The sequence below is a fragment of the Streptomyces sp. NBC_00691 genome (assembly GCF_036226665.1).
Lineage (GTDB): Bacteria > Actinomycetota > Actinomycetes > Streptomycetales > Streptomycetaceae > Streptomyces.
The window spans coordinates 6,160,467-6,178,455 of sequence record NZ_CP109007.1; the positions used below are offsets into that span (position 1 = coordinate 6,160,467).

The window sequence follows — 17,989 nt, forward strand, 5'->3', positions numbered from 1 at the left end:
GCGGGCGGGGAGCGTCAGCGGGTGCGGCGGCGCCGCGATGGGGGCGTCGGCGGCGCGGGCGGCGTGCTCGCGCGGCGGGCGGCGAGTTGCTCGATCCGCTCCGGCAGCACCCGGGACACGCTCTCCGCCGGCTGTTCCTGCCACTGCAGGGCGACCCGGTGGAGGGAGAGGCCCTGGGTCTGCTCGGAGGAACGGCGCACCGGCTCGGGGTCGGCGAGAGCCACGAGGAAGGCGGCCACGAGCACCCGGGGCATGGCGCCGGAGAACCGGGCCTTCCACACGGGGGCGTCCGTGTAGAGGCTGGCCGTGACGCGCCAGTCGGTGCTGCCGGAGTAGTTATGGCGCTCCCCCCGGACACGGCTGTCCGGGGAGCGGAAGTCGCTGGTGGAGGCGACGTCCCATCCAGCCTGCGTGAGCACCCTGTACGGCTCGGCCATCGCTGCGGCGTTGTAGCCGGGGTGGCTGAGCGCGTCGGTGACCGCAGCGATCAGCTCGACGGGGGTGGCGCCGTCGAACGACGCCTGCCACTGCGCACCAGTGCGGCCGTCACGGTGGGAGAGGTGCCACCACGGCTCGTTGAGGGCCGGTTCCAGGCGGAGCATGGACTTGTGGTCCGGGCTGGTCAGGATGACGCGGGGCATGAGCGGGTCCTGCCCGTGGCTCCATCCGGCGCCGGCGTGCAGAGCCGCGGTCACCCACGCCGGGTCGCCCGGGCCGGCGAGGTAGCGGGGGGAGACGAGCGCCTGCGCGACCTTCGGGGTCTTCATCAGCGCCTCCCCGCCGGTCGGGCGGGCGTCGGAGCTGGAGCCGGGACCGGTATCCACCGGGCGGGCGCCTTGTGCGCGGCAGCGTGGATGTCGAGGAGGGTGTGGCCGGCGGTGGCCCACGTGTCGAGGTAGCCCCATGCCTCCTCGTTGCGCTCGGCGACGGAGTCGACGAACTTCTCCGGCGAGACGGGTGCGACGCGGTGGGCTTCGCGGACCTCGGCGTGCTCGCGGCGCAGTTCGTCCAGCCGGTCCAGCGCTCGGTTCAGCTCGCGCAGCTGGTAAGCCCATTGAGGCGAGATGTCGCCCGCGGGGAGGTGCTGCAACTGGACGGAGGCCGTGGCGAGGAGCTGGCGGGCGCCGGGCCGGACGGGCAGGAACGCTCGCCAGGTCTCGGAGTCACGCTGGACCATGCGCCAGCCGTAGGCGACTTCATCGATCGCACGGCCTTCGGCATCAGAGTGCTCATCGGAGTAGGCGTCCCAGGCGGCGAGGACGGTCTCGCTCTCCGCCAGAAAGGTCTTCAGCTGTGCGAGCAGGAGGGGGTGGGAGTAGGAGGGCGTGCTCAGGGCGGATCCTTCGGTGCGGGGTGGGGCAGGCAGGCCGACTTCGGGTCAGCGCCGGCGTGCGGGGGCGGCTGCCGGTGAAACGGGGCCCGTAGGGGTGGTGATCGTGGGGAGCGCGGGCCGGTAGCTGCGGGCCTGGGCGAGGCGATTGCGGTGTGCGGTGACGATGCGGGTGCCGATCCCGACTTCCCGCCCAACGTGAAGGTGGGGGCCTTCGTCGATCTCGAAGCGGGGACGCAGCACGGGAGCCGGGTCGCAGAGCGCGGTGGCGATCGCGTTCAGCACGTGGCCAGGGGCGCGCGAGTCCAGGGCCACTCGCCACAGGAATCCCTCGGGGCCGTAGGGCCCCCAGTTCCGGGCGGCCTCGACCTCCCAGCCGCACAGGCCCATGGAGGGCGAGACGCGCCGCTCGGCCACGGTGGTGCGGTCGGGGGAGACGACCTTGTGCCCGCCATCGCCGTCGGCTGTGTGCTTCCAGCCCTGCTTGGCGAGGATGCCGGCCAGGTCATCGGAGGCGCTGTCTGGCGTAGGGCGCACGAGAGCGTCGGTGAGTCCGGCGATGATCTCCACGGGCGCGTCCCCGCTGAACGAGGCGTACCAGTTGTCTCCGAGCGTGCTGTGGACCTTCCACCAGCCGTGGAAGTGGTGAGGCGATGGCTTGAAGACGAGCTCGTGCTCACGGTCGGGGCTCTTCATGCGGATGACCGGGTGCAGGGGATCGGAGTGCACGGTCCAACCGGCGGCGTACAGAGCGTGGGTGATGTGCCGGGGATCGCCGGGGCCGGCCAAGTAGCGGGGTGAGACCGGCGAGCCGAGCTTGCTCAGGTAGTCGTCGTTGAAGGCATCCAGCTGACGCGAGTCGATCACGGAGGAGCTGCTCCTTCAGATGGCATTCATCGGGTTCGGGCTCCGCCGCTCGCTGCGTACGGGCGGGCGGGAGCGGGCTTGCGGGTGCGGGCGCGGGCGGCGGCCCAGGAGTTCCGCCCCCAGGTGGTGGCGCGGGCGGCGGTGATCCGGGCCTGCTGCCATGCGTTGAGTTCCGAGGGCCGTACGGATACGGAGGTGACCTGGATCCACTTCGAGGGCGGGACGTGTCCGCGGGGCCGCATGGCCGGTTGAGGGTCGGCGAGCGCGGCGGAGAACCCCTCGATCAGGTGCATCGGGGTTGTGGAGGAGAAGACCGCGTCCCAGGTCCGGCCGTGCTCGGTGCGGGCGCCGGCCCACCAGTGCGCCTGACCTGGCTCGTTCTGGTGGAACTGCAACCAGGCGTTGCGGTCGGGGCTGATGGCGGTGAAGTGCTGGTCGCGCTCGGTTTCCCACTGCTGCTGCTGGAGCGGCGACCACGGGTTGGGGGCGTGGGCCGAGCGGTCTCGGGTGAGGGCGTCGGTGAACCCGGCGACGATCTCCACCGGCGTCTGCCGGGTGAAGGTGACCCGCCACGCCGCCTCGGTCGCGGTGGCCTGGCCCTGGATGTGCCAGCCGCCCGGGTGCTGTCCGCCGGGGTGTTCGATGGGGTCGTAGACGACGCGCACCAGGTGGTCGGCGCGGTCGAAGACGAGCGGCCCGCCGGTAACGGAGCGGTCCGTCCAGCCGGAGGCGCGCAGGAACTCGGTCACGTGCCGGATGTCGCCGCCGCCGGCCAGATGCCGGGGCTCGACGAGGTAGTGCTGCTCGGCCTGGTCACCGGCCCCCCAGGTGGGGTGCTGTCGAGGGCTCACCGGTGCCTCCGTACGACGAGGGGAACTGGCACGGGCGGCTTGACGGGCGTGGTGGCGGGGGTGCGGGCGGCGGCCAGGGTGTCGAGGTGCTCGTCGAGGTCGAGGCCGATGTCGTTGAGCTCGTTGGCGGCTCGCCCGAGGGCGAGCCACACCTCCGGCGGCAGTAGTCCCAGCGTGGCCTGCTGTTGGGCGAAGCGGCTGGCGGTCGCGGCCAGAGTGGTGAACGCGCCAAGGGCGCCGTGCTCGGGGTCGAAGACGTCGGCCAGGACGGCGATTGTGTCCGGTGGAGTGCCGGGCCGGGTCAGGTACTCGTTGAGGTGGTCGAGCCGGGCGGCGATGCTGCGGGCCTGGTAGGCGCCGTAGGTACGGGGGGTGGGCTGTTGGTTCAGGGCGTGGCTCCAGTAGCGGGGATCGGTGCGAGCCGGGGGTGCGGTCAGCGCCGGGGACCCGGCGGGCCGGCGGCCGGGGGCGGAGGAGGCTGGGAGGGATTCGCGGGCGGCTTCTGCGAGGTGCGGTGGGCGAGCATGCTCTGGGCCCAGGCGGTGACGTCGAGTTCGTCGGGGTCGATGTTGACGTTGAACCCTGCGATCAGGAGCGGGAGGATCGCGCGGGTGGCGAGCTGCCGCTGGGCTCTCTGGCCCAGGCCGTCGGGGGTCTCGTGCCAGGTGTAGACGGGCCCGGCTGTCACCTCTTGCCGGCGCTCCAGACCGAAGGCGTCGAGCCGGGCGAGGAGTTCCTCGGGGGCGCCTGTCCTGGTGACGATGTGGAGGCGGTCGGGGTGGTCGGCCTTGCGGTAGATCTCCACGTCCGTGTTGTTGTCGTCCGCGAGGTTCAAGACGTGCTCCATGGGGTCGGCGGCGGAGCTCATCGGCTGCGCGCGGCGGAGGTCGTCGGCCGGGCGGGCAGCGGCCGGGTCGTGGCGGGTGCCGGCGGTGCGGGGTGCCGCATTCCGACGCCGACACCGAGTTCGGCGAGCAGGGCTCCGACGGCCCGGACGTACCAGGCCTGGAGGGCGGTGTCATCGCCGGGCAGTACGAGCAGGTCCTGACGGGTGTCGTGGACGAAGCCGTGGTCGGTCAGGAGCCGGGCCAGCGCCACGGAGTCGGGGACCGGGGTGGTCAGGGCGTCGGCGGCCCAGGTGAGGTCGACCTGCTCGGGAAGCGGGGCGTCGAGCGCGGCGGCATTGCGGCGGGCGTGTGCCAGGGCGTCCGCGTAGCGGGGGAGTAGGTGCAGGGTGGTGGCCTCGGCGGCGTGGAACGGGTCGGCGGGGACGGCGAGACCGTCGGGTTCGTGGACTCCCGCGTACGCGGCGTCGGGGAGGTCGGCGGGGGCCAGGGCGGCGACGAGGAAGCCTTCGGCCTGGCCGAGGTGGTCGATGACGAGCAGGCGGGTGTTGTCGTCGGTGCGGGTGAGGACCGCGCAGTGGGTCACGGCGTGGGAGGCGATGGCGTGGGCTGTCTGGTCCATGTCCCACACGGCGGTGGTGAGGTGGTCGTAGTCGGTACCGCCGTGGTCGGGGTGGTACTGGCTGGTCCACCGGCCGGGCAGTTCGCCGGCGAGGATGGTGGCGAAGGATTCGAGGTCGCTGGGGTCGGTGTCGTGCAAGGCAGTCCTTGGTGCGTGGGTCAACGGCGTCGGGCCGGTGGCGGGGCGGCTGGCCGGGGCGGCAGTGCGGGGACGGGGCAGGGGCAGTGGACGGACGCTTCGCGTTCGTGGTCTGCGACTTCGCCGGGGCAGGGGTGGCGTGCGGGGTGGTCCTCGTGCCGGTCGGTGAGTTCGTTGCGCAGCTGGTGGAGCTGGGCGGCGATGACCGCGAGGTGGTGTCCGCTCGGGCCGCGCACGGTGGCGGCGGTCTGCCGGTCGGAGTCCTGGTCGAGGGTTTCGAGGAACTCGTCGACGGAGGCCAGGACCTGGGCGAGACCGGCGAGGACGCCGTCGTGGGAGGCGGTCAGCTCGGTCAGGACGGCTGCTGCGTCCTGGGTGGTGGAGGCCCGCCGCAGCTGGTCGGCGAGGGCGGCGACCTGAGCTCCGAGGGGCAGATAGTGGGAGGTGCGCTGGTCGGTGTCGAATTTGGCGTCGCAGGCGACCCAGTAGCCGACTGAGCGGAGTGCGGACACCGCGGCGGTGGCGAGGGTTTCCTCGGCGGCCTGGTCGAGGCCGGTGGGGAGGCGGTGGTACTGCTCGTGTCGGCGGAGGACATGGACGAAGCCGGTGCGCTGCAGGACGCTGTGGGCCTCCGGGGCGCCTCCGTGTGCGAGGACTTCGCCGGAGTCCGGATCGCGCCGTAGTTCGATGTGGCGGTCGCTGAGCGCCAAGCAGGAGTCTCCTTACATAGGGGGCCGTGCTCCCGTTCGTGCCGCCGGGACCGCGGCCGGGAGGCTCGGTGCCACGGCGCCCGGGGGTGCCGGCGGCCGACGGAGTTCGCGGCAGTGGTGGTGAGGTCTCGCTCGAGGTCGAACAGGCGGCGGGCGAACCACTCCAGGCGGTGACCCGCCTCGCGAAGGGGGGCCTGCGGATGCCCGGCGAGGAGCTGAGCGTGCAGCTCGACGACGCGGCGTGCGTCGGCAAGCGGGGCGGTCACCTCCGCCAGGGGAGCGCTGCGGTCGGTGGGAGTGAGCGCGCCGGGGGTGAGCAGGCCGAGGTCGCTCTCCAGGCGGCGGGCCTCGGCGGCTAGGTGACGGCGGAAGCCAGCGGGCTGGCGCTGCCAGGTGCCGTCGAGCCGGATCAGGCTGGCGATCAGGCTGAGGTGGTGTGGACGGACCTGGAAGGCGACCCATCGGCAGCCCTGTTCGTCGGCGGGGATCTCGATGCCGGCCGCGCGGGCGATGCGGTGAGCGACCTCGGACCACTCCTGCCCGGTCAGTGACCGGTCTTCGGGCGCGAGGCGGACGTCCAGGTGGAAGACCGAGCGCCGGTCCTGGCCGGGGCTCACCGCGAAGGGATACTCGAACAGCGGATCGTTGATGTGCTCCGCCCAGTCCAGCACCGTCCACGACCCCGGTTCTCCGACGGCCGTGTACGCGTCCAGCCCCGGCCAGTAAGCCACCACCATGTCCGCGGGGAGCTTCTCCTCGTAAGAGAGCGGGGTGTCGAAGACGTCGTCGGCCAGCACAGGTCCGACGTCGCCACCCCGCTGGTGGACGCGGATGATCACCGCCCGGCCGCCTTCCCGTCCGTGGCGTGGACGAGCTGGCCGAGGTCGGTCACCCGGTACCAGCCGAGGTCGACCTCCTGCGTGCCGACGACCTTCGGGAGGAGGAAGTCCTCCAGGGCCCGCAGGTAGATCAGGCAGTCGGGGCACCGCTTGGAGAGGTGGACGAGGTAACGGGGGTGGGCGGTGATGAACGACTGAGCGCCGCCGAGCGGGTTGCGTACCCGCCACCCGTCCTCGTCGGTCGGGGTGTGCCAGGAGGGCGCCACGACGGTCATCGACTCGCCCCACAGTTCGCCGTCGGCAACGCCCTTGATCACCACGATCTGGTCGCCGGGGGCGAAGTGGGCGTGGGTGATGTCGCGGTCGGAGGTGATCGTGTCGACGGGGGCGAACACGGGGCGGGTGGGTTCGGGCACGGTGGGTCCTTCCGCAGAAAGCCGCAGGTGGCGTTGGGGGCAGGACTCCATGGTCTGGAAATCGGCCGGTTAGGCTAACCGGCGAACGTGCGCTATATATGTGCGATTTCGCGTCGGTGCGCAGGCGGTCAGCGGTGCGGGTTCTCGGTGCCGATGTCGGCGCTCGTGGCAGCGTCGAGCAGCTCGGGGAGGTCGGTGCCGTCGGTGTCGCGCTGGTCGATCCACCACCCGGCGCGGCTGATCGAACGGATCTTGTCCTCCAGGACGGCCCAGTCCGCCTCGTCCCAGGTGTCGTCTTCCCTGTTGGATCGACGTGTTGAAGCGGATCGAGCAGGGGTGGATGCGTGCTGAGGTGGCGTACGTTCTGGGTTCCGAGGGATCGTCTGGTGGGGGTCTGTCAATCGAACGGGTCTGTTCCGTAGTCGGTGGTGACGGTGAGTGCCCGCCTGTGATCATTGGGCGTGCACGATGCGAACACGCTTGTGGGAACGGTGTTTTCGGGGTTGTCGGCGTTGGTCATCGAGGATGTGGCGGACGGTGGTGAGATAGTCCGGGTTTCGGCTCGGACCCGGGATATGCCCGTTCCCTGTCCGCTGTGCGGGGTGGTGACGGGGAGGGTCCACGGGTATCACGGCCGGACGGTGCGGGATGTGCCGGTCGACGGCCGACAGGTCGTGGTCCGGGTGAGGATACGACGGCTGATCTGTCCGGTCCTGGGCTGCAGGCGGCAGACCTTCCGAGAGCAGGTCCCCGGGCTCCTGGAGCGCCATCAGCGCCGCACCACACGTCTGACCGCCCAGCTCGCCGATGTGGTCAAGGAGTTATGCGGCCGGGCGTCCGCCCGGCTCACCCGGTCACTGGCCGTGCCCCTCTCGTACGCCTCCGCCCTGCGGCTGCTGCGGCGGGTTCCCTTGCCGACGGTGCGGATCCCGCGGGTGATAGGGGTCGACGACTTCGCTCTGCGGCGCCGGCACAGCTACGCCACGATCATCATCAACGCCGAGACCGGCCAGCGGATCGAGGTACTGCCCGGCCGCGAAGCCGCCACTCTGGAAGCCTGGCTGCGCGGGCATCCGGGCATAGAGGCCGTGTGCCGGGACGGATCGGCCACCTATGCCGAGGCGGTCTGCCGCGCCCTGCCCGATGCGGTCCAGATCAGCGACCGCTGGCACCTGTGGCACAACCTCGCCGAGGCCGTCCGCAAAGAGGTCGCCGCGCACAGCACCTGCTGGGCGAAGGCGGGCCCGCCCCCGGCCGACGGCCGGCAGGCCGCCACCACCCGCGAGCGCTGGCAGCAGGTCCACGCCCTGCGCGAGCGCGGAGTCGGCCTGCTGGAGTGCGCGCGCCGCCTCAACCTCGCCTTGAACACCGTCAAGCGCTACGACCGCGTCGCCGAGCCCGAGCGCCTCATCCGCGCCCCCAAGTACCGGCCCACCCTCGTGGATCCCTACCGCGATCACCTGCGCCGACGCCGGCTGGAGAACCCGGCCGTCCCCGTCACCCATCTCCTCCAAGAGATCAGGGAGCTGGGCTACACCGGCAGCTCGAACCTGCTCGTCCGCTACATCAACCAAGGCCGCGTCGAAGCCGACCGGCCCGCACTCTCGCCCCGGCGCCTGGCCCGCTACCTGCTTACCCGCCCCGACTGCCTCAAGGACCACCAGCGAGAACGTATCGAGGCCGCCCGCGCCGCCTGCCACGAGATGACAGCTCTGGCCGACCTCATCCACCACTTCGCCGCGCTACTGGACCCCGCCGACGGCAATGCCGCCCTGCTGAGTACCTGGATCACCTCGGTCCAAGCCGAGGACCTGCCCCACCTACATGCCTTCACCCGAGGCCTCGAGAAGGACCGCGCCGCAGTCGACGCCGCCCTCACCCTCCCGCACCACAACGGCGGCACCGAAGGCGTGAACAACAAAACCAAGCTGATCAAGCGCCAGATGTACGGCCGCGCGAGCTTCCCCCTCCTCCGCCACCGCATCCTTCTGGGCTGACCACACCCTCCGTCACCACCGACTACGGAACAGACCCGAACGTTTTACAGTCCCGCGGTGGACCAAGTGCCAAGTAGCTCACGGGTACCGCGTCGGAGAACATCGGTACAGCGCTCGACGCTCCGTGGATGATCTGCAGCATCCAGCACAGGCGGCCGCTCCGTTGGCAGGGTTCGACGGAGGGATCGGCAAGGCGGAGTGGGGCGGAAGTTCCGTAAGTTCCTGCACTGCCGGGCGCCGAGGGGCCGGTGGCGCTGTTCGACCGAGCGGCGGGCTACGGCGGTGGGTCGGACGAGGTGCAGCAGCATGTCGCTCCTCCTTGACACGCCACGTCGAAGGGGGGTGCTGCCGAAGAGCACCCCGGGGATTGGGCAGCAGACCGCAAGGGAAGTCTCTGCCCCGCGGAGCTCCACTGCAGTGGGGCCCCTGCGCCGTAGGCAACTCTGCCCGAATGCAGGGAAAGCTTCAGGGACGGAGTCGATGCATGGTGGAACGACGCATGTCGGTTGCGACCCACTGGGGCAGTTTTGTCGCGGTGGTCGACTCCGGTCGGCTGGTGCGCATCGAGCCGAGGGGCGATGACCCGGCGCCGTCCCCCATCGGCCCCGGAATGGTGACAGCCGCCGATGACCACGCTCGCGTGTTGCGCCCCGCGGTGCGCAAGGGCTGGTTGAACGGCCTGCCGCGCGCCCACGACACGGCCAGAGGCGCGGACAGCTTCGTGGAGGTGAGCTGGGACGACGCTCTCACCTTGGTCAGTGATGAACTGTCTCGGGTGCGTTCGCAGCACGGGGACAGCGCGGTGTTCGGCGGGTCCTACGGCTGGGCGAGTGCGGGCGCGTTCCACAACGCGCAGGGGCAACTCCACCGGTTCCTGGCTTTGGGCGGTGGATACACCGACTCGCGCAACACGTACAGCACTGCGGCTTTGGAGGTGATCCTCCCGCATGTGATCGGCGGGCATCCGTGGAGCTACCAGTCGCGGATGCCGATGTGGGACGAGATCGCCGAGAACTGTGAGCTGGTGGTGGCGTTCGGAGGGCTGGCCCTGAAGAACAGCCAGATCAACCCTGGTGGGCTGGCCAGGCACCAGACGCAGGACCTGCAGCGCCGGTGCCGTGAGGCCGGGGTGCGGTTCGTGAACGTCAGTCCCATCCGCAGCGACGTCGCCGGGTTCCTCGACGCCGAGTGGCTGCCCGTCGTCCCCAACACCGATACCGCCGCGATGCTCGGCATCGCCCACACGATGCTGGTCAACGGGTGGCACGACGAGGACTTCCTTCGCCGGTGCTGCACCGGGTTCGACCGCTTCGCCTCCTACCTGCTCGGCGCGCTCGACGGCACCCCCAAGGACGCTGCCTGGGCGGCGGAGATCACGGGCATCAGCCGTGACGCGATCATCGACCTCGCTCGGCGCCTGACCACCCAGCGTTCGCTCATCATGGTCAACTACGCGGTGCAGCGGGCAGACCACGGCGAACAACCGATCTGGATGTCCGTCGTGCTGGCCGCCATGGCGGGCTCGATGGGCCGGCCTGGCGGCGGCTGGGGCGCGGGTTACGCGACGATGGACGCGACCGGCGTCGCCCCGGGCCGCCCCTCGGTGGCGACGATACCGGCGGTGTCCAACCCCGTTCCGGACTTCATCCCGGTCGCGAGGATCGCCGACACCCTGCTGCATCCGGGGAAGACCATCGACTACGACGGACAGCGGCTCACCTTGCCCGAGCTGCGCCTCGTGTATTGGTGCGGAGGAAACCCGTTCCACCACCACCAGGACCTGCACCGGTTGACCCGTGCCTGGCAGAGGCCCGACACGGTGGTCGTTCACGAAGCCTGGTGGAACACCACGGCCAAGTTCGCGGACATCGTCCTACCTGTTGCCACCGGCCTGGAACGCGACGACTTCGCCGCCGGATTCTCCGCCCCCCACCTCGTCTCGATGCCGAAGGTCCGCGAACCAGAAGGCGAGTCGCGCACCGACCACCACATCTTCGCCGCCTTGGCCGCCCGGCTCGGATACGAGAAGGAGTTCACCCAGTCGCGTTCCGAGATCGAATGGGTCCGGCACCTTTACGAGCAGACGAAGACAGGGCTCGGCGACGAGGCCGCCTTGCCAAGCTTCGAGGACTTCTGGCGCAGCTCCACTGCTGAGCTGCCGGCGCTGGCCGGACCGTTTCCCGGGAGCTTCGAGGCGCTCCGCTCAGATCCACAGCGTTTCCCTTTGCCGACGCCGTCGGGCCGGATCGAGATCTTCTCCGAGGAGATCGACTCGTTTGGCTACGACGACTGCGCCGGGCATCCGACGTGGTTCGAACCGACGGAGTGGCTTCACGCTGATCTGGCGGACCGATTCCCGCTGCACTTGATCTCGAATCAGCCCGCCTCACGCCTGCACAGTCAGTACGACAACGGCGGCCACAGCCTCAGCTCAAAAATTCGAGGGCGTGAGCCCGTGACGCTCAATGCGGCGGACGCCGCGTCGCGCGGCATCGAAAACGGCATGATCGTACGGGTCTACAACGACCGGGGGAGTTGTCTCGCGGGCGCGGTGATATCGGACGACGTCATGCCAGGCGTCGTACAACTGTCCACCGGAGCGTGGTGGGATCCGGTCCAGCCGGGCCTGAGCGGAACCTTGGACCGCCACGGCAATCCGAACGTCCTCACGGCGGATCGACCGTGCTCGCGCCTGTCCCAGGGGCCGAGTGCCCTCAGCGCACTGGTCGACGTCGAGCTGTACGGCGATCCCCCTCCCGAGGTGCTCGCCTTCACACCCCCCGATCTCGAACACTGACACGAACCCCTTCGGCCTCTCTTCGGGATGGCTTCGTCCCTGCATCGTGGCGTGTGCAGCACAGGCTGCCCGTGTCCCGTCGAGAGGCTCTCGGCTTGCCGTTTGCGCTTGCGTAACGGCATGAATACTGTGCGCGTTCGTGACTGCACTTCAAGACCTCAAGTACGGCCAGTGGTTCAGGGGCGCCGACGTCGACGGCGACGGATTCATCACGCAGCAGGACGTCCGCATGATGAGCGAACGCTACGTCGCCGCCCGCCGCACCACGCCGGACTCTCCGGCCGCCCACCTGCTCACCCAGGGGATGGACGGGTTCTGGACGAACGTGATCGCCCCCATGGACCAGGACGGTGACGGGAAGGTCGATCTGCGGGAAATGACCGAAGGGTTCAAGCGGGTCCTGACCGACCCCGCCCTCTACCCGGAACAGATCGAGCCGGTCACCAACTGCTTCTTCGACCTCGTCGACCTCAACGGAGACGGCAAGATCGACCAGGCGGAGTTCCAGCAGATGTTCGACGCGGTCGCCGGCGTGCCCGGCGAGGACTGCGCCGCGGTCTTCGCCGCCTTGGACCGAGACGGCTCCGGCGCACTGGACCGGGCGGAATTCCACCAGGCGCTCACCGAGTTCTTCTACGGCAACAACCCGAACGCCCCTGCCAACCACCTGTTCGGGAAAGTCGCCGCCTGACGGCTATGAGTACGGCCTGGGACCTGCACGCCCACAGTAATACTGGTGTGGGCGTGCAGCGTGAATACCTCTGGCCAGGACAGCTCCACTGGAGTCGATCTTCAGCGAGCTCGCGCCGAGCAGGGGGAGACGGCCGGGCACCTGGTGGCGGGCCGGCGGATGAGGGGTGGACGATCCTTGCCCGCCGCTACCTCTGGCCCAGCCGCTGACCCACCCCGAGACTCCGTCGCGGCATTGTTGCCACGCTTCCCGGCTGCCGGATCGTCACCGTGGTTGGGCCCCGATCCGGCAGCCCCCACCACTCCCGGCCGACACCCCACAGCGCCATGAGTACGAAGGGCCCCGACCGCTCGGGAGGCCAGGGACCTTCGCCTCGGGGGAAATAGCGCGTCTCCGACGCCGCGCAGGAATCGGAGCCGCGGACCGCACAGGACCCAACGTGAGGGTCCAGCCCTGTGCGTGCGTCACGCCCTCAACGCGAACGGGCGCGGCAAGGACACGGCGCAGATGCGCTCGTGGAGGTGGGCTTCGAGGAGGGCCTGTCGGGTACCCGGCGTCCGGCTCAGCGAGCGGGCCCGGGGAGGGCCGAGCTGCGACGGCGGCCCGAACCACCGGTCACCTGAACCAATCGGGGTCCCCGCCGGCGTCTACTGCCTACTGAGCTCGTCGAGCATCTGCTGTTGATGGCGGTGGCCGATCGCCTCGTAGCCGATCACGGTGACGAACGGCGCGAGCATGACCACGAGCAGGCATACCGCGATGGCCACGCCGGCGGCGGCCAGGAGGACGGCCGTGAGCAGGACGGCGATGGTGAGGGCGATGAGAAGGATGTGGAAGCGGTCGGCCGTGGAGAGCAGCAGGGTGTGCAGGAGGTAGATCATCAGCATGTAGAGGCCGACGGGGAGAGCGAGGGCGAGGACGACGGCGGTGCCGGAGATCTTGGCGTGGTGTTCCATGTACAGGCCTGCCACGTGCAGTCCGGCGCCGGCGCCGGCGACGCCGATGAACAGGGGGATGTGGCCGTAGCCGAAGAGGTATCCGCGGCCGCGGCGGTGCGCCAGGATGTCGCCGAACGGCGTCAGGAAGTACATCCACCACATGCCGAAGGTCAGGCCCACGCCGGCGATGACGACGGCGATGGCGTTCCAGGTCCAGTGCGTGCCGTCCCCGCCGCCCAGGAGGTCGCCGGAGGAGGCCACGGTACCGACGACGCCCTCGCCGAGGACGATGATCGCGAAGAGTCCGTACCGTTCGGCGACGTGGTGCGGGTGCCAGGGCGTACCGCCCGCAGAGCCCTGCGTCAGCACCGGCAGCACGAGTTCGAGAGCGCCCAGGACACCGAACGCTACGAAGACGACGGCGATCGGCATGTGCACGAAGGCGACGACGAGCCAGCCGGCCTGGACGATCACCGTCCAGCGGATGTTGGCCATGCCCACGTCGTGGAACGACGGGGACTGCCGGGCGGCGCGCCACCACTGGAGCACCATCGCGATCCGCATCACGACGTAGCCGACGACCATGGCGCGCAGTTCGAGGTGGCCGCCCTCCTCGACGGAGTGGAACATCGCGGGCAGGCCGAGCGAGAAGACGACGACGCCGATCATCTGCAGCATCGTCAGGGCCCGGTAGAGCCAGTCGTCGGTGGCGAAGGCAGAGGCGAACCAGCTGAAGCTGATCCAGGCGATGCTGATCGCGAACATCGCCAGGACGAACGCGACGACCGCCGGCCCGGCATGCCCCTCTGCGATCATCTCGGCGAACTGGAAGGACGCCGTGCCGACGGCGACCACGAAGGTCAGGTCGAACAACAGCTCCAGCGGTGAGGCGGTTCGTCCGTGCTCTTCCGGGTCACGGCCGGTCATGGGGACCAGCCGTCGCGACAGTCCGAGCTTGCCGGACGTGCTGGTGGGTCGTGGTTCATTCATGTGCAGCAGTATTTCTGACGCTGCCCGGCCCGCCCGACCGCACTGCCGGGGCAGCGGCGAAGTTGTGTACCGGCCGGGCCCGCGGGCCGCGGGCTGATTCTGTTCATCCAGGACTGTCTGGCCCACGACGCCGATGTGTAGCTGTCAGTGCTCTCGCCGCGTGATGCGCATGTGAAGGTCCTTGGGGCGCAGAGTGGCGGCTGCTGCTGCCTGGGGGCGTTGGAGTGGGGCGGTGAATTCCCAGCTATCGACGAGGGTGGCGAGGGTTAGGACCACCTCGGTAACGGCGAAGTCGGCGGCCATGCATTTGCGGGCGCCTGCCATGAACGGGATGAAGGCATCCCGTGGCCGGCTCAGGCCGGGGCTGGTCCACCGGTCGGGGTCGAAGCGGTCGGGGTCCGGATAGATGTCAGACCGGTGGTGCAGCAGGTACGGGCTGATGAGCAGGTGAGTACCGGTCGCGATGAGGTGGTCCCCCAGCTGTGTGTCCGCGGTGGCCACCCGGGTGGTGATCCACAGGCCGGGGTACATGCGCAGGGTCTCGTTGACGATGGAGGCGGTCAGTTTCAGGTCTGGCAGGTGTTCCCCTTGCGCGGGTCTCCCGCCGAGGACTTCGGCCGTCTCTGTGCGCAGCCGGGTCAGGACCTCGGGGTGCTGTACTGCCAGGCAGAGGGCCCAGGCCATGGCCTCGGCCGTTGTTTCCATGCCTGCCAGGAGGAACGACACCGCTTGGTTGAGAATGTCGGCGTCGGAGAGGGGTCCGTCGGCCCAGTTGTCGGCGGTCAGGATGTCGAGCAGGGTCTCGGGACCGGAGCCTCCGGTGGGTGCGCGACGACCCTCGTCGATGAGCCGTTGGACGATGCCCCGGATGGTGGTGTTGGCCCGGTAATAGCGGACGTTGCGGGGTGTGGGCAGCCTGTCCAGTGGGGCGGGCAGGAACATCCGGGCGTGCATGCCGGCGGTGATGTCGTCGATGCCCCGGCTGATCTGCTCGATCTCCTGGTCGGACAGGTCGGTTCCGAAGAGCGAGCGGGTGAGGACCCTGACCGTGATCTTCTTGGTCTCTGCCATGACATCGATGCTCTGGCCGTCGCGCCAGGCGCGGGTCACCACGGCAATCTGATCGGTCATCGTCCGTGTGTAATGCGGGAGTTTGGAGGCGTGGAACGCGGGCTGGAGATGTCGGCGCTGCTGGCGGTGGCTGCTGTGCGGGCAGGTGGAGAGGCTGTCGCCCAGGAACTCACGCGCCCGCTCGTAGGTGGGTCCGCCCTTGTCGAACAGGCGGTCGTTGAGGAGGGCCTGGCGGACCAGGACGGGGTCGCAGAGGACCAGGACGGTGACCGGTCCGAGCCTGACTTTGACGACGTCTCCGTGCGGTGCCAGGGTGCGCAGGAAGGCGAGGGGGTTGCGGATGATGGAGTGGGTGTGGCCTGCGAGGGGCAGGGCGCCGGGTGCCAGGGGGATCATGCGCCGAGTTCCTCCAGGTAGCCGAGGCGTCCCGCAGGAATCGCGTACTGGGGCGAGTAGCGTCCCGAGCGCCGGTGCCAGTCGTAGGCTCCGCGGATGAGCGCGCGGATCCCGTCGTTGAGGAACGCGCCGGCGGTGGCGCGTTCGGCAGCGGACAGGCCGTAGGAGTCGTAGACCTTCGGCAGGCAGTGCTCCAGTGTCAGGAACTGTTCGAGGCGTGTGCGCACCTCGTCCTGCAGGTGCGTGATGCAGCGCGGGGCGGACCAGCCTTTTTCGCGCTGGAGGACCAGGACAATGTTGTTCTGCTCTCCCCGGGCCTCTTCCTTCTCCAGCGAGGCGATGTCGTTGTCGATCAGGTTGGTATCGATGGCGATCCGCAGCAGCGCGGCGATGACGGCACTGTCGAAGAGGCCTTGGTGCACTTCGTAGTGGCCCACTCGTTCGGCGAGGTCGACGGTGGGCTGTGCCCCGATGGTGTGGCGGCGCATGGCCAGGTACTCGGCCATTGAGGCGCAGGGCACCTGGTGGTGGCGGCTGGCGGCTTCGTCCACGTGGCCGGCAAGGTAGCCGCGCCAGGTCCGGGCGGTTCGTGCGCACCACGCCGGTGACATTCCCTGGCGGGTCCGCCGCCAGAGGTCGGAGAATCCGTGAGCGATGGCCGGTGCGTCGGCGGGCAAGGGGCCGTCGAGCGCCGCAGCCACGGCGTCGGTCAGCGTGCGCGCTGCGTTGGGGTTTTCACCGCGCGGGCCGTCGAAGAGGTCGTCGAACAGGAAGAAGAAGGTCATCAGGTCGACGCCCAGGTCCGCGTCCGGTCCGGTGGCGGACGGGTAGAAGCGGGCGGCCAGGTCGGCGTAGTCGGCCTGGAGGTGGCGCTGTTCGGCGGCTTCGGAGTTGATGAGCCCGAGCGCCCGGGGCCAGGCCAGGTGGTGGGCTGAGGTTCGTGGGTAGTCCTGGCTGCGACGGGACGGGATCGGCATGAAGAATTCGATGTCCTGAGGGATACCTGGTCCCCTTTCCGGTTCCGGGAGTGGTCCGAGGGCGTGGGGCACTGGGTGGGTTTGCCACCGGGATGGCGGCCCGGCGGGGTGATCACGCGGAGCGGGCCGGAGCGGCTCCGTGCGGGGCGGTGACGATCGCACCGCGCAGTACGGGAGTGAAGGTGATCGGGAGGCGTGTGAGATTGCGGGTGAAGATGCCTGTCTCGATCAGGTTGACGCCTTCGGCCAGGCAGAGACCGGGGAGCGCGTCGAGCAGCTGGTTGACAGCGGTATGGACGGTGATGCGGGCGATATGCGCGCCGAGGCAGAAGTGCCGGCCCCTGCCGAAGTGCAGGATAGAGCCGCCCGGAGTGAAGTCGCGGGCCGGATCGATCTCCGCACGGTGGGGTCTGAAGACATCGGGTTGCCCGAACCGTTCGGGGTCCCGATGGGCGGCCCCCACCATGCAGGCCACCGTCGACCCGGCGGGAACGTGACCGCTGGGCAGGTCCACGTCCTTGGCGGCGAAGCGCAGGAGCATGTGGACCGGCGGGTTGAGGCGGGCTGCCTCCAGGTGCACACGGTCGATCAAGCTCCTGTCGCCCCGCGCGGCCTGCAGGTGTTCGGGTCGCAGGAGCAGCTCTTTCATCGTGTACACGATCGTGGCGCTCGTTCCGTCTCCGTTCGCCGCGATGAGCGTTGAGCAGTGTGCCTGGATCTGGCCCTCGTTAAGAACGACGCCGTCGATCTCCGCGTTGCAGAAGGCCGAGAGCAGGTCGTCGCGGGGACGTGCTCGCCGGTCCACGATGAGAGGGCGCAGATACTCCGTCATCTCCGCGCTGGCGGCCAGCCCGGCGGCGGTGACGGCAGGGTCATTCTCGAAGTTGGACATGAACGCGTTGATACTCACGAACCAGCGCCGGAATGTCGGCCGGTCCTGTGCGGGCAGGCCTAGCAGAGCGGACACCACGTCGCAGGGCAGCACATCCGCATAGTCCGCCCGCAGATCTGCCCTGCCGCGCTCCTGGAATTCCTCAATGAGTCCGGCCGACATGCGCTCGATCTCCGGGACGATCCACTCGCGGAAGTTCGCTCCTCGCAGCGGGGCACCCATCAGCCGCCGGTAATAGGTGTGCTCCGCGCCGTCCATCTGCACGATGGTCCGCCCGCCCGCGACGGGTTCGAGCTGCCAGGCGTAGACCTCGTTGGTGAAGGGCGGCTCCTGCAGCACCCGGGTCACCTCGGCATGACGACTGACGAGGTAGAAGCCGGTCGCCGGGTGTAGGTAGAGAGGGAAGGAGGTGAGCATCTCCTGGTAGTACGGATAGGGATCAGCTGCGTACTGCGCGGAGAGAATGTCGGGGCCGGTCAACTGTGTCACCTTGCGAACTGGGCTTGGACGGGTACGGGCGGCAGCGGCCCGCACCCCGGCCTCCGGCACACCACAGGTTCCGTTGCCGTTTTCGCACTGCCGCCGGAGCTGCCTCGAACTGCTGTGGCATCGCGCGCTGTCA

Annotated in this window: 19 protein-coding genes; 5 read left to right on the forward strand and 14 right to left on the reverse strand. The window is 69.6% G+C overall.

All coding sequences use genetic code 11. The features are described 5' to 3' along the window. Nucleotides 1-14: 14 nt before the first annotated feature. The 8 genes from OG392_RS27760 to OG392_RS27795 all read right to left on the reverse strand — a co-directional run bounded on the left by OG392_RS27760 (nt 15) and on the right by OG392_RS27795 (nt 5,363). Nucleotides 15-767 (reverse strand): DUF317 domain-containing protein, encoded by a 753-nt coding sequence (locus OG392_RS27760; protein ID WP_329283877.1) that lies wholly within the window; start codon nt 765-767, stop codon nt 15-17. Beyond that, nucleotides 767-1,177, reverse strand: a complete 411-nt coding sequence (locus OG392_RS27765; protein ID WP_329283878.1) for a hypothetical protein — start codon at nt 1,175-1,177, stop codon at nt 767-769. The genes OG392_RS27760 and OG392_RS27765 overlap by 1 nt, the downstream gene beginning before the upstream one ends. 201 nt (nt 1,178-1,378) lie before the next feature. Continuing rightward, nucleotides 1,379-2,197 carry a DUF317 domain-containing protein gene (locus OG392_RS27770; RefSeq protein WP_329283879.1) on the reverse strand — a complete coding sequence of 273 codons (819 nt, stop codon included), beginning with the start codon at nt 2,195-2,197 and terminating at the stop codon, nt 1,379-1,381. A gap of 26 nt (nt 2,198-2,223) precedes the next feature. Further along, nucleotides 2,224-3,048 carry a DUF317 domain-containing protein gene (locus OG392_RS27775; protein WP_329283880.1) on the reverse strand — a complete coding sequence of 275 codons (825 nt, stop codon included), beginning with the start codon at nt 3,046-3,048 and terminating at the stop codon, nt 2,224-2,226. Then, nucleotides 3,045-3,200, reverse strand: coding sequence for a hypothetical protein (locus tag OG392_RS27780; protein WP_329283881.1), 156 nt, complete (start codon nt 3,198-3,200; stop codon nt 3,045-3,047). The genes OG392_RS27775 and OG392_RS27780 overlap by 4 nt, the downstream gene beginning before the upstream one ends. A gap of 281 nt (nt 3,201-3,481) precedes the next feature. Continuing rightward, a complete protein-coding gene (locus OG392_RS27785; RefSeq protein ID WP_329283882.1) occupies nt 3,482-3,883 on the reverse strand; it encodes a hypothetical protein in 402 nt (133 codons plus the stop codon). 29 nt (nt 3,884-3,912) lie between these two features. Then, nucleotides 3,913-4,653: a hypothetical protein gene (locus OG392_RS27790; RefSeq protein ID WP_329283883.1), complete on the reverse strand. Its 741-nt coding sequence runs from the start codon at nt 4,651-4,653 to the stop codon at nt 3,913-3,915. Between the two features lie 20 nt (nt 4,654-4,673). Continuing rightward, on the reverse strand, nt 4,674-5,363 hold the full coding sequence (locus OG392_RS27795) for a hypothetical protein (protein ID WP_329283884.1): 690 nt from the start codon (nt 5,361-5,363) through the stop codon (nt 4,674-4,676). A 68-nt stretch (nt 5,364-5,431) separates the two neighbouring features. Here OG392_RS27795 and OG392_RS27800 point away from each other — a divergent pair, with 68 nt between their 5' ends. Beyond that, on the forward strand, nt 5,432-5,722 hold the full coding sequence (locus OG392_RS27800) for a hypothetical protein (protein WP_329283885.1): 291 nt from the start codon (nt 5,432-5,434) through the stop codon (nt 5,720-5,722). Then, nucleotides 5,723-5,914 carry a hypothetical protein gene (locus OG392_RS27805; RefSeq protein WP_329283886.1) on the forward strand — a complete coding sequence of 64 codons (192 nt, stop codon included), beginning with the start codon at nt 5,723-5,725 and terminating at the stop codon, nt 5,912-5,914. A 284-nt stretch (nt 5,915-6,198) separates the two neighbouring features. Here the strand turns inward: OG392_RS27805 and OG392_RS27810 are convergent, their stop codons facing one another. Then, the gene (locus OG392_RS27810; RefSeq protein WP_121827781.1) at nt 6,199-6,618 is read right to left on the reverse strand and encodes a hypothetical protein; all 420 of its coding nucleotides are present in this window, start codon (nt 6,616-6,618) and stop codon (nt 6,199-6,201) included. A 128-nt stretch (nt 6,619-6,746) separates the two neighbouring features. Further along, the gene (locus OG392_RS27815; protein WP_329287699.1) at nt 6,747-7,019 is read right to left on the reverse strand and encodes a hypothetical protein; all 273 of its coding nucleotides are present in this window, start codon (nt 7,017-7,019) and stop codon (nt 6,747-6,749) included. A 60-nt stretch (nt 7,020-7,079) separates the two neighbouring features. Between OG392_RS27815 and OG392_RS27820 the strand changes: the two genes are divergently transcribed. From OG392_RS27820 to OG392_RS27830, 3 genes are all read left to right on the forward strand, one after another. After that, nucleotides 7,080-8,615 (forward strand): ISL3 family transposase, encoded by a 1,536-nt coding sequence (locus OG392_RS27820; RefSeq protein WP_443054903.1) that lies wholly within the window; start codon nt 7,080-7,082, stop codon nt 8,613-8,615. Between the two features lie 484 nt (nt 8,616-9,099). Beyond that, a complete protein-coding gene (locus tag OG392_RS27825) occupies nt 9,100-11,412 on the forward strand; it encodes a molybdopterin-dependent oxidoreductase (RefSeq protein WP_329283888.1) in 2,313 nt (770 codons plus the stop codon). 139 nt (nt 11,413-11,551) lie between these two features. Further along, complete coding sequence (locus OG392_RS27830; RefSeq protein WP_329283890.1) at nt 11,552-12,103, forward strand: EF-hand domain-containing protein; 552 nt, start codon at nt 11,552-11,554, stop codon at nt 12,101-12,103. 647 nt (nt 12,104-12,750) lie between these two features. Here the strand turns inward: OG392_RS27830 and OG392_RS27835 are convergent. The 4 genes from OG392_RS27835 to OG392_RS27850 form a co-directional block, all read right to left on the reverse strand. Beyond that, nucleotides 12,751-14,031: a low temperature requirement protein A gene (locus OG392_RS27835; protein WP_443054904.1), complete on the reverse strand. Its 1,281-nt coding sequence runs from the start codon at nt 14,029-14,031 to the stop codon at nt 12,751-12,753. Between the two features lie 144 nt (nt 14,032-14,175). Next, nucleotides 14,176-15,498, reverse strand: a complete 1,323-nt coding sequence (locus tag OG392_RS27840; RefSeq protein ID WP_329283891.1) for a cytochrome P450 — start codon at nt 15,496-15,498, stop codon at nt 14,176-14,178. Continuing rightward, nucleotides 15,495-16,475 (reverse strand): terpene synthase family protein, encoded by a 981-nt coding sequence (locus tag OG392_RS27845; RefSeq protein WP_329283892.1) that lies wholly within the window; start codon nt 16,473-16,475, stop codon nt 15,495-15,497. Before OG392_RS27845 ends, OG392_RS27840 begins: the two co-directional genes overlap by 4 nt. Before the next feature lie 112 nt (nt 16,476-16,587). Then, entirely contained in the window at nt 16,588-17,847 is a 1,260-nt protein-coding gene (locus tag OG392_RS27850; RefSeq protein ID WP_329283893.1) for a cytochrome P450, read from the reverse strand. Between the last annotated feature and the right edge of the window lie 142 nt (nt 17,848-17,989).

Coding starts and splice junctions, on each gene's coding strand:
- OG392_RS27760 (WP_329283877.1), bottom strand. CDS start 767: ATGAAGACCCCGAAGGTCGCGCAGGCGCTCGTCTCCCCCCGCTACCTC.
- OG392_RS27765 (WP_329283878.1), bottom strand. CDS start 1,177: ATGGTCCAGCGTGACTCCGAGACCTGGCGAGCGTTCCTGCCCGTCCGG.
- OG392_RS27825 (WP_329283888.1), top strand. CDS start 9,100: ATGGTGGAACGACGCATGTCGGTTGCGACCCACTGGGGCAGTTTTGTC.
- OG392_RS27835 (WP_443054904.1), bottom strand. CDS start 14,031: ATGAATGAACCACGACCCACCAGCACGTCCGGCAAGCTCGGACTGTCG.
- OG392_RS27840 (WP_329283891.1), bottom strand. CDS start 15,498: ATGATCCCCCTGGCACCCGGCGCCCTGCCCCTCGCAGGCCACACCCAC.
- OG392_RS27845 (WP_329283892.1), bottom strand. CDS start 16,475: ATGCCGATCCCGTCCCGTCGCAGCCAGGACTACCCACGAACCTCAGCC.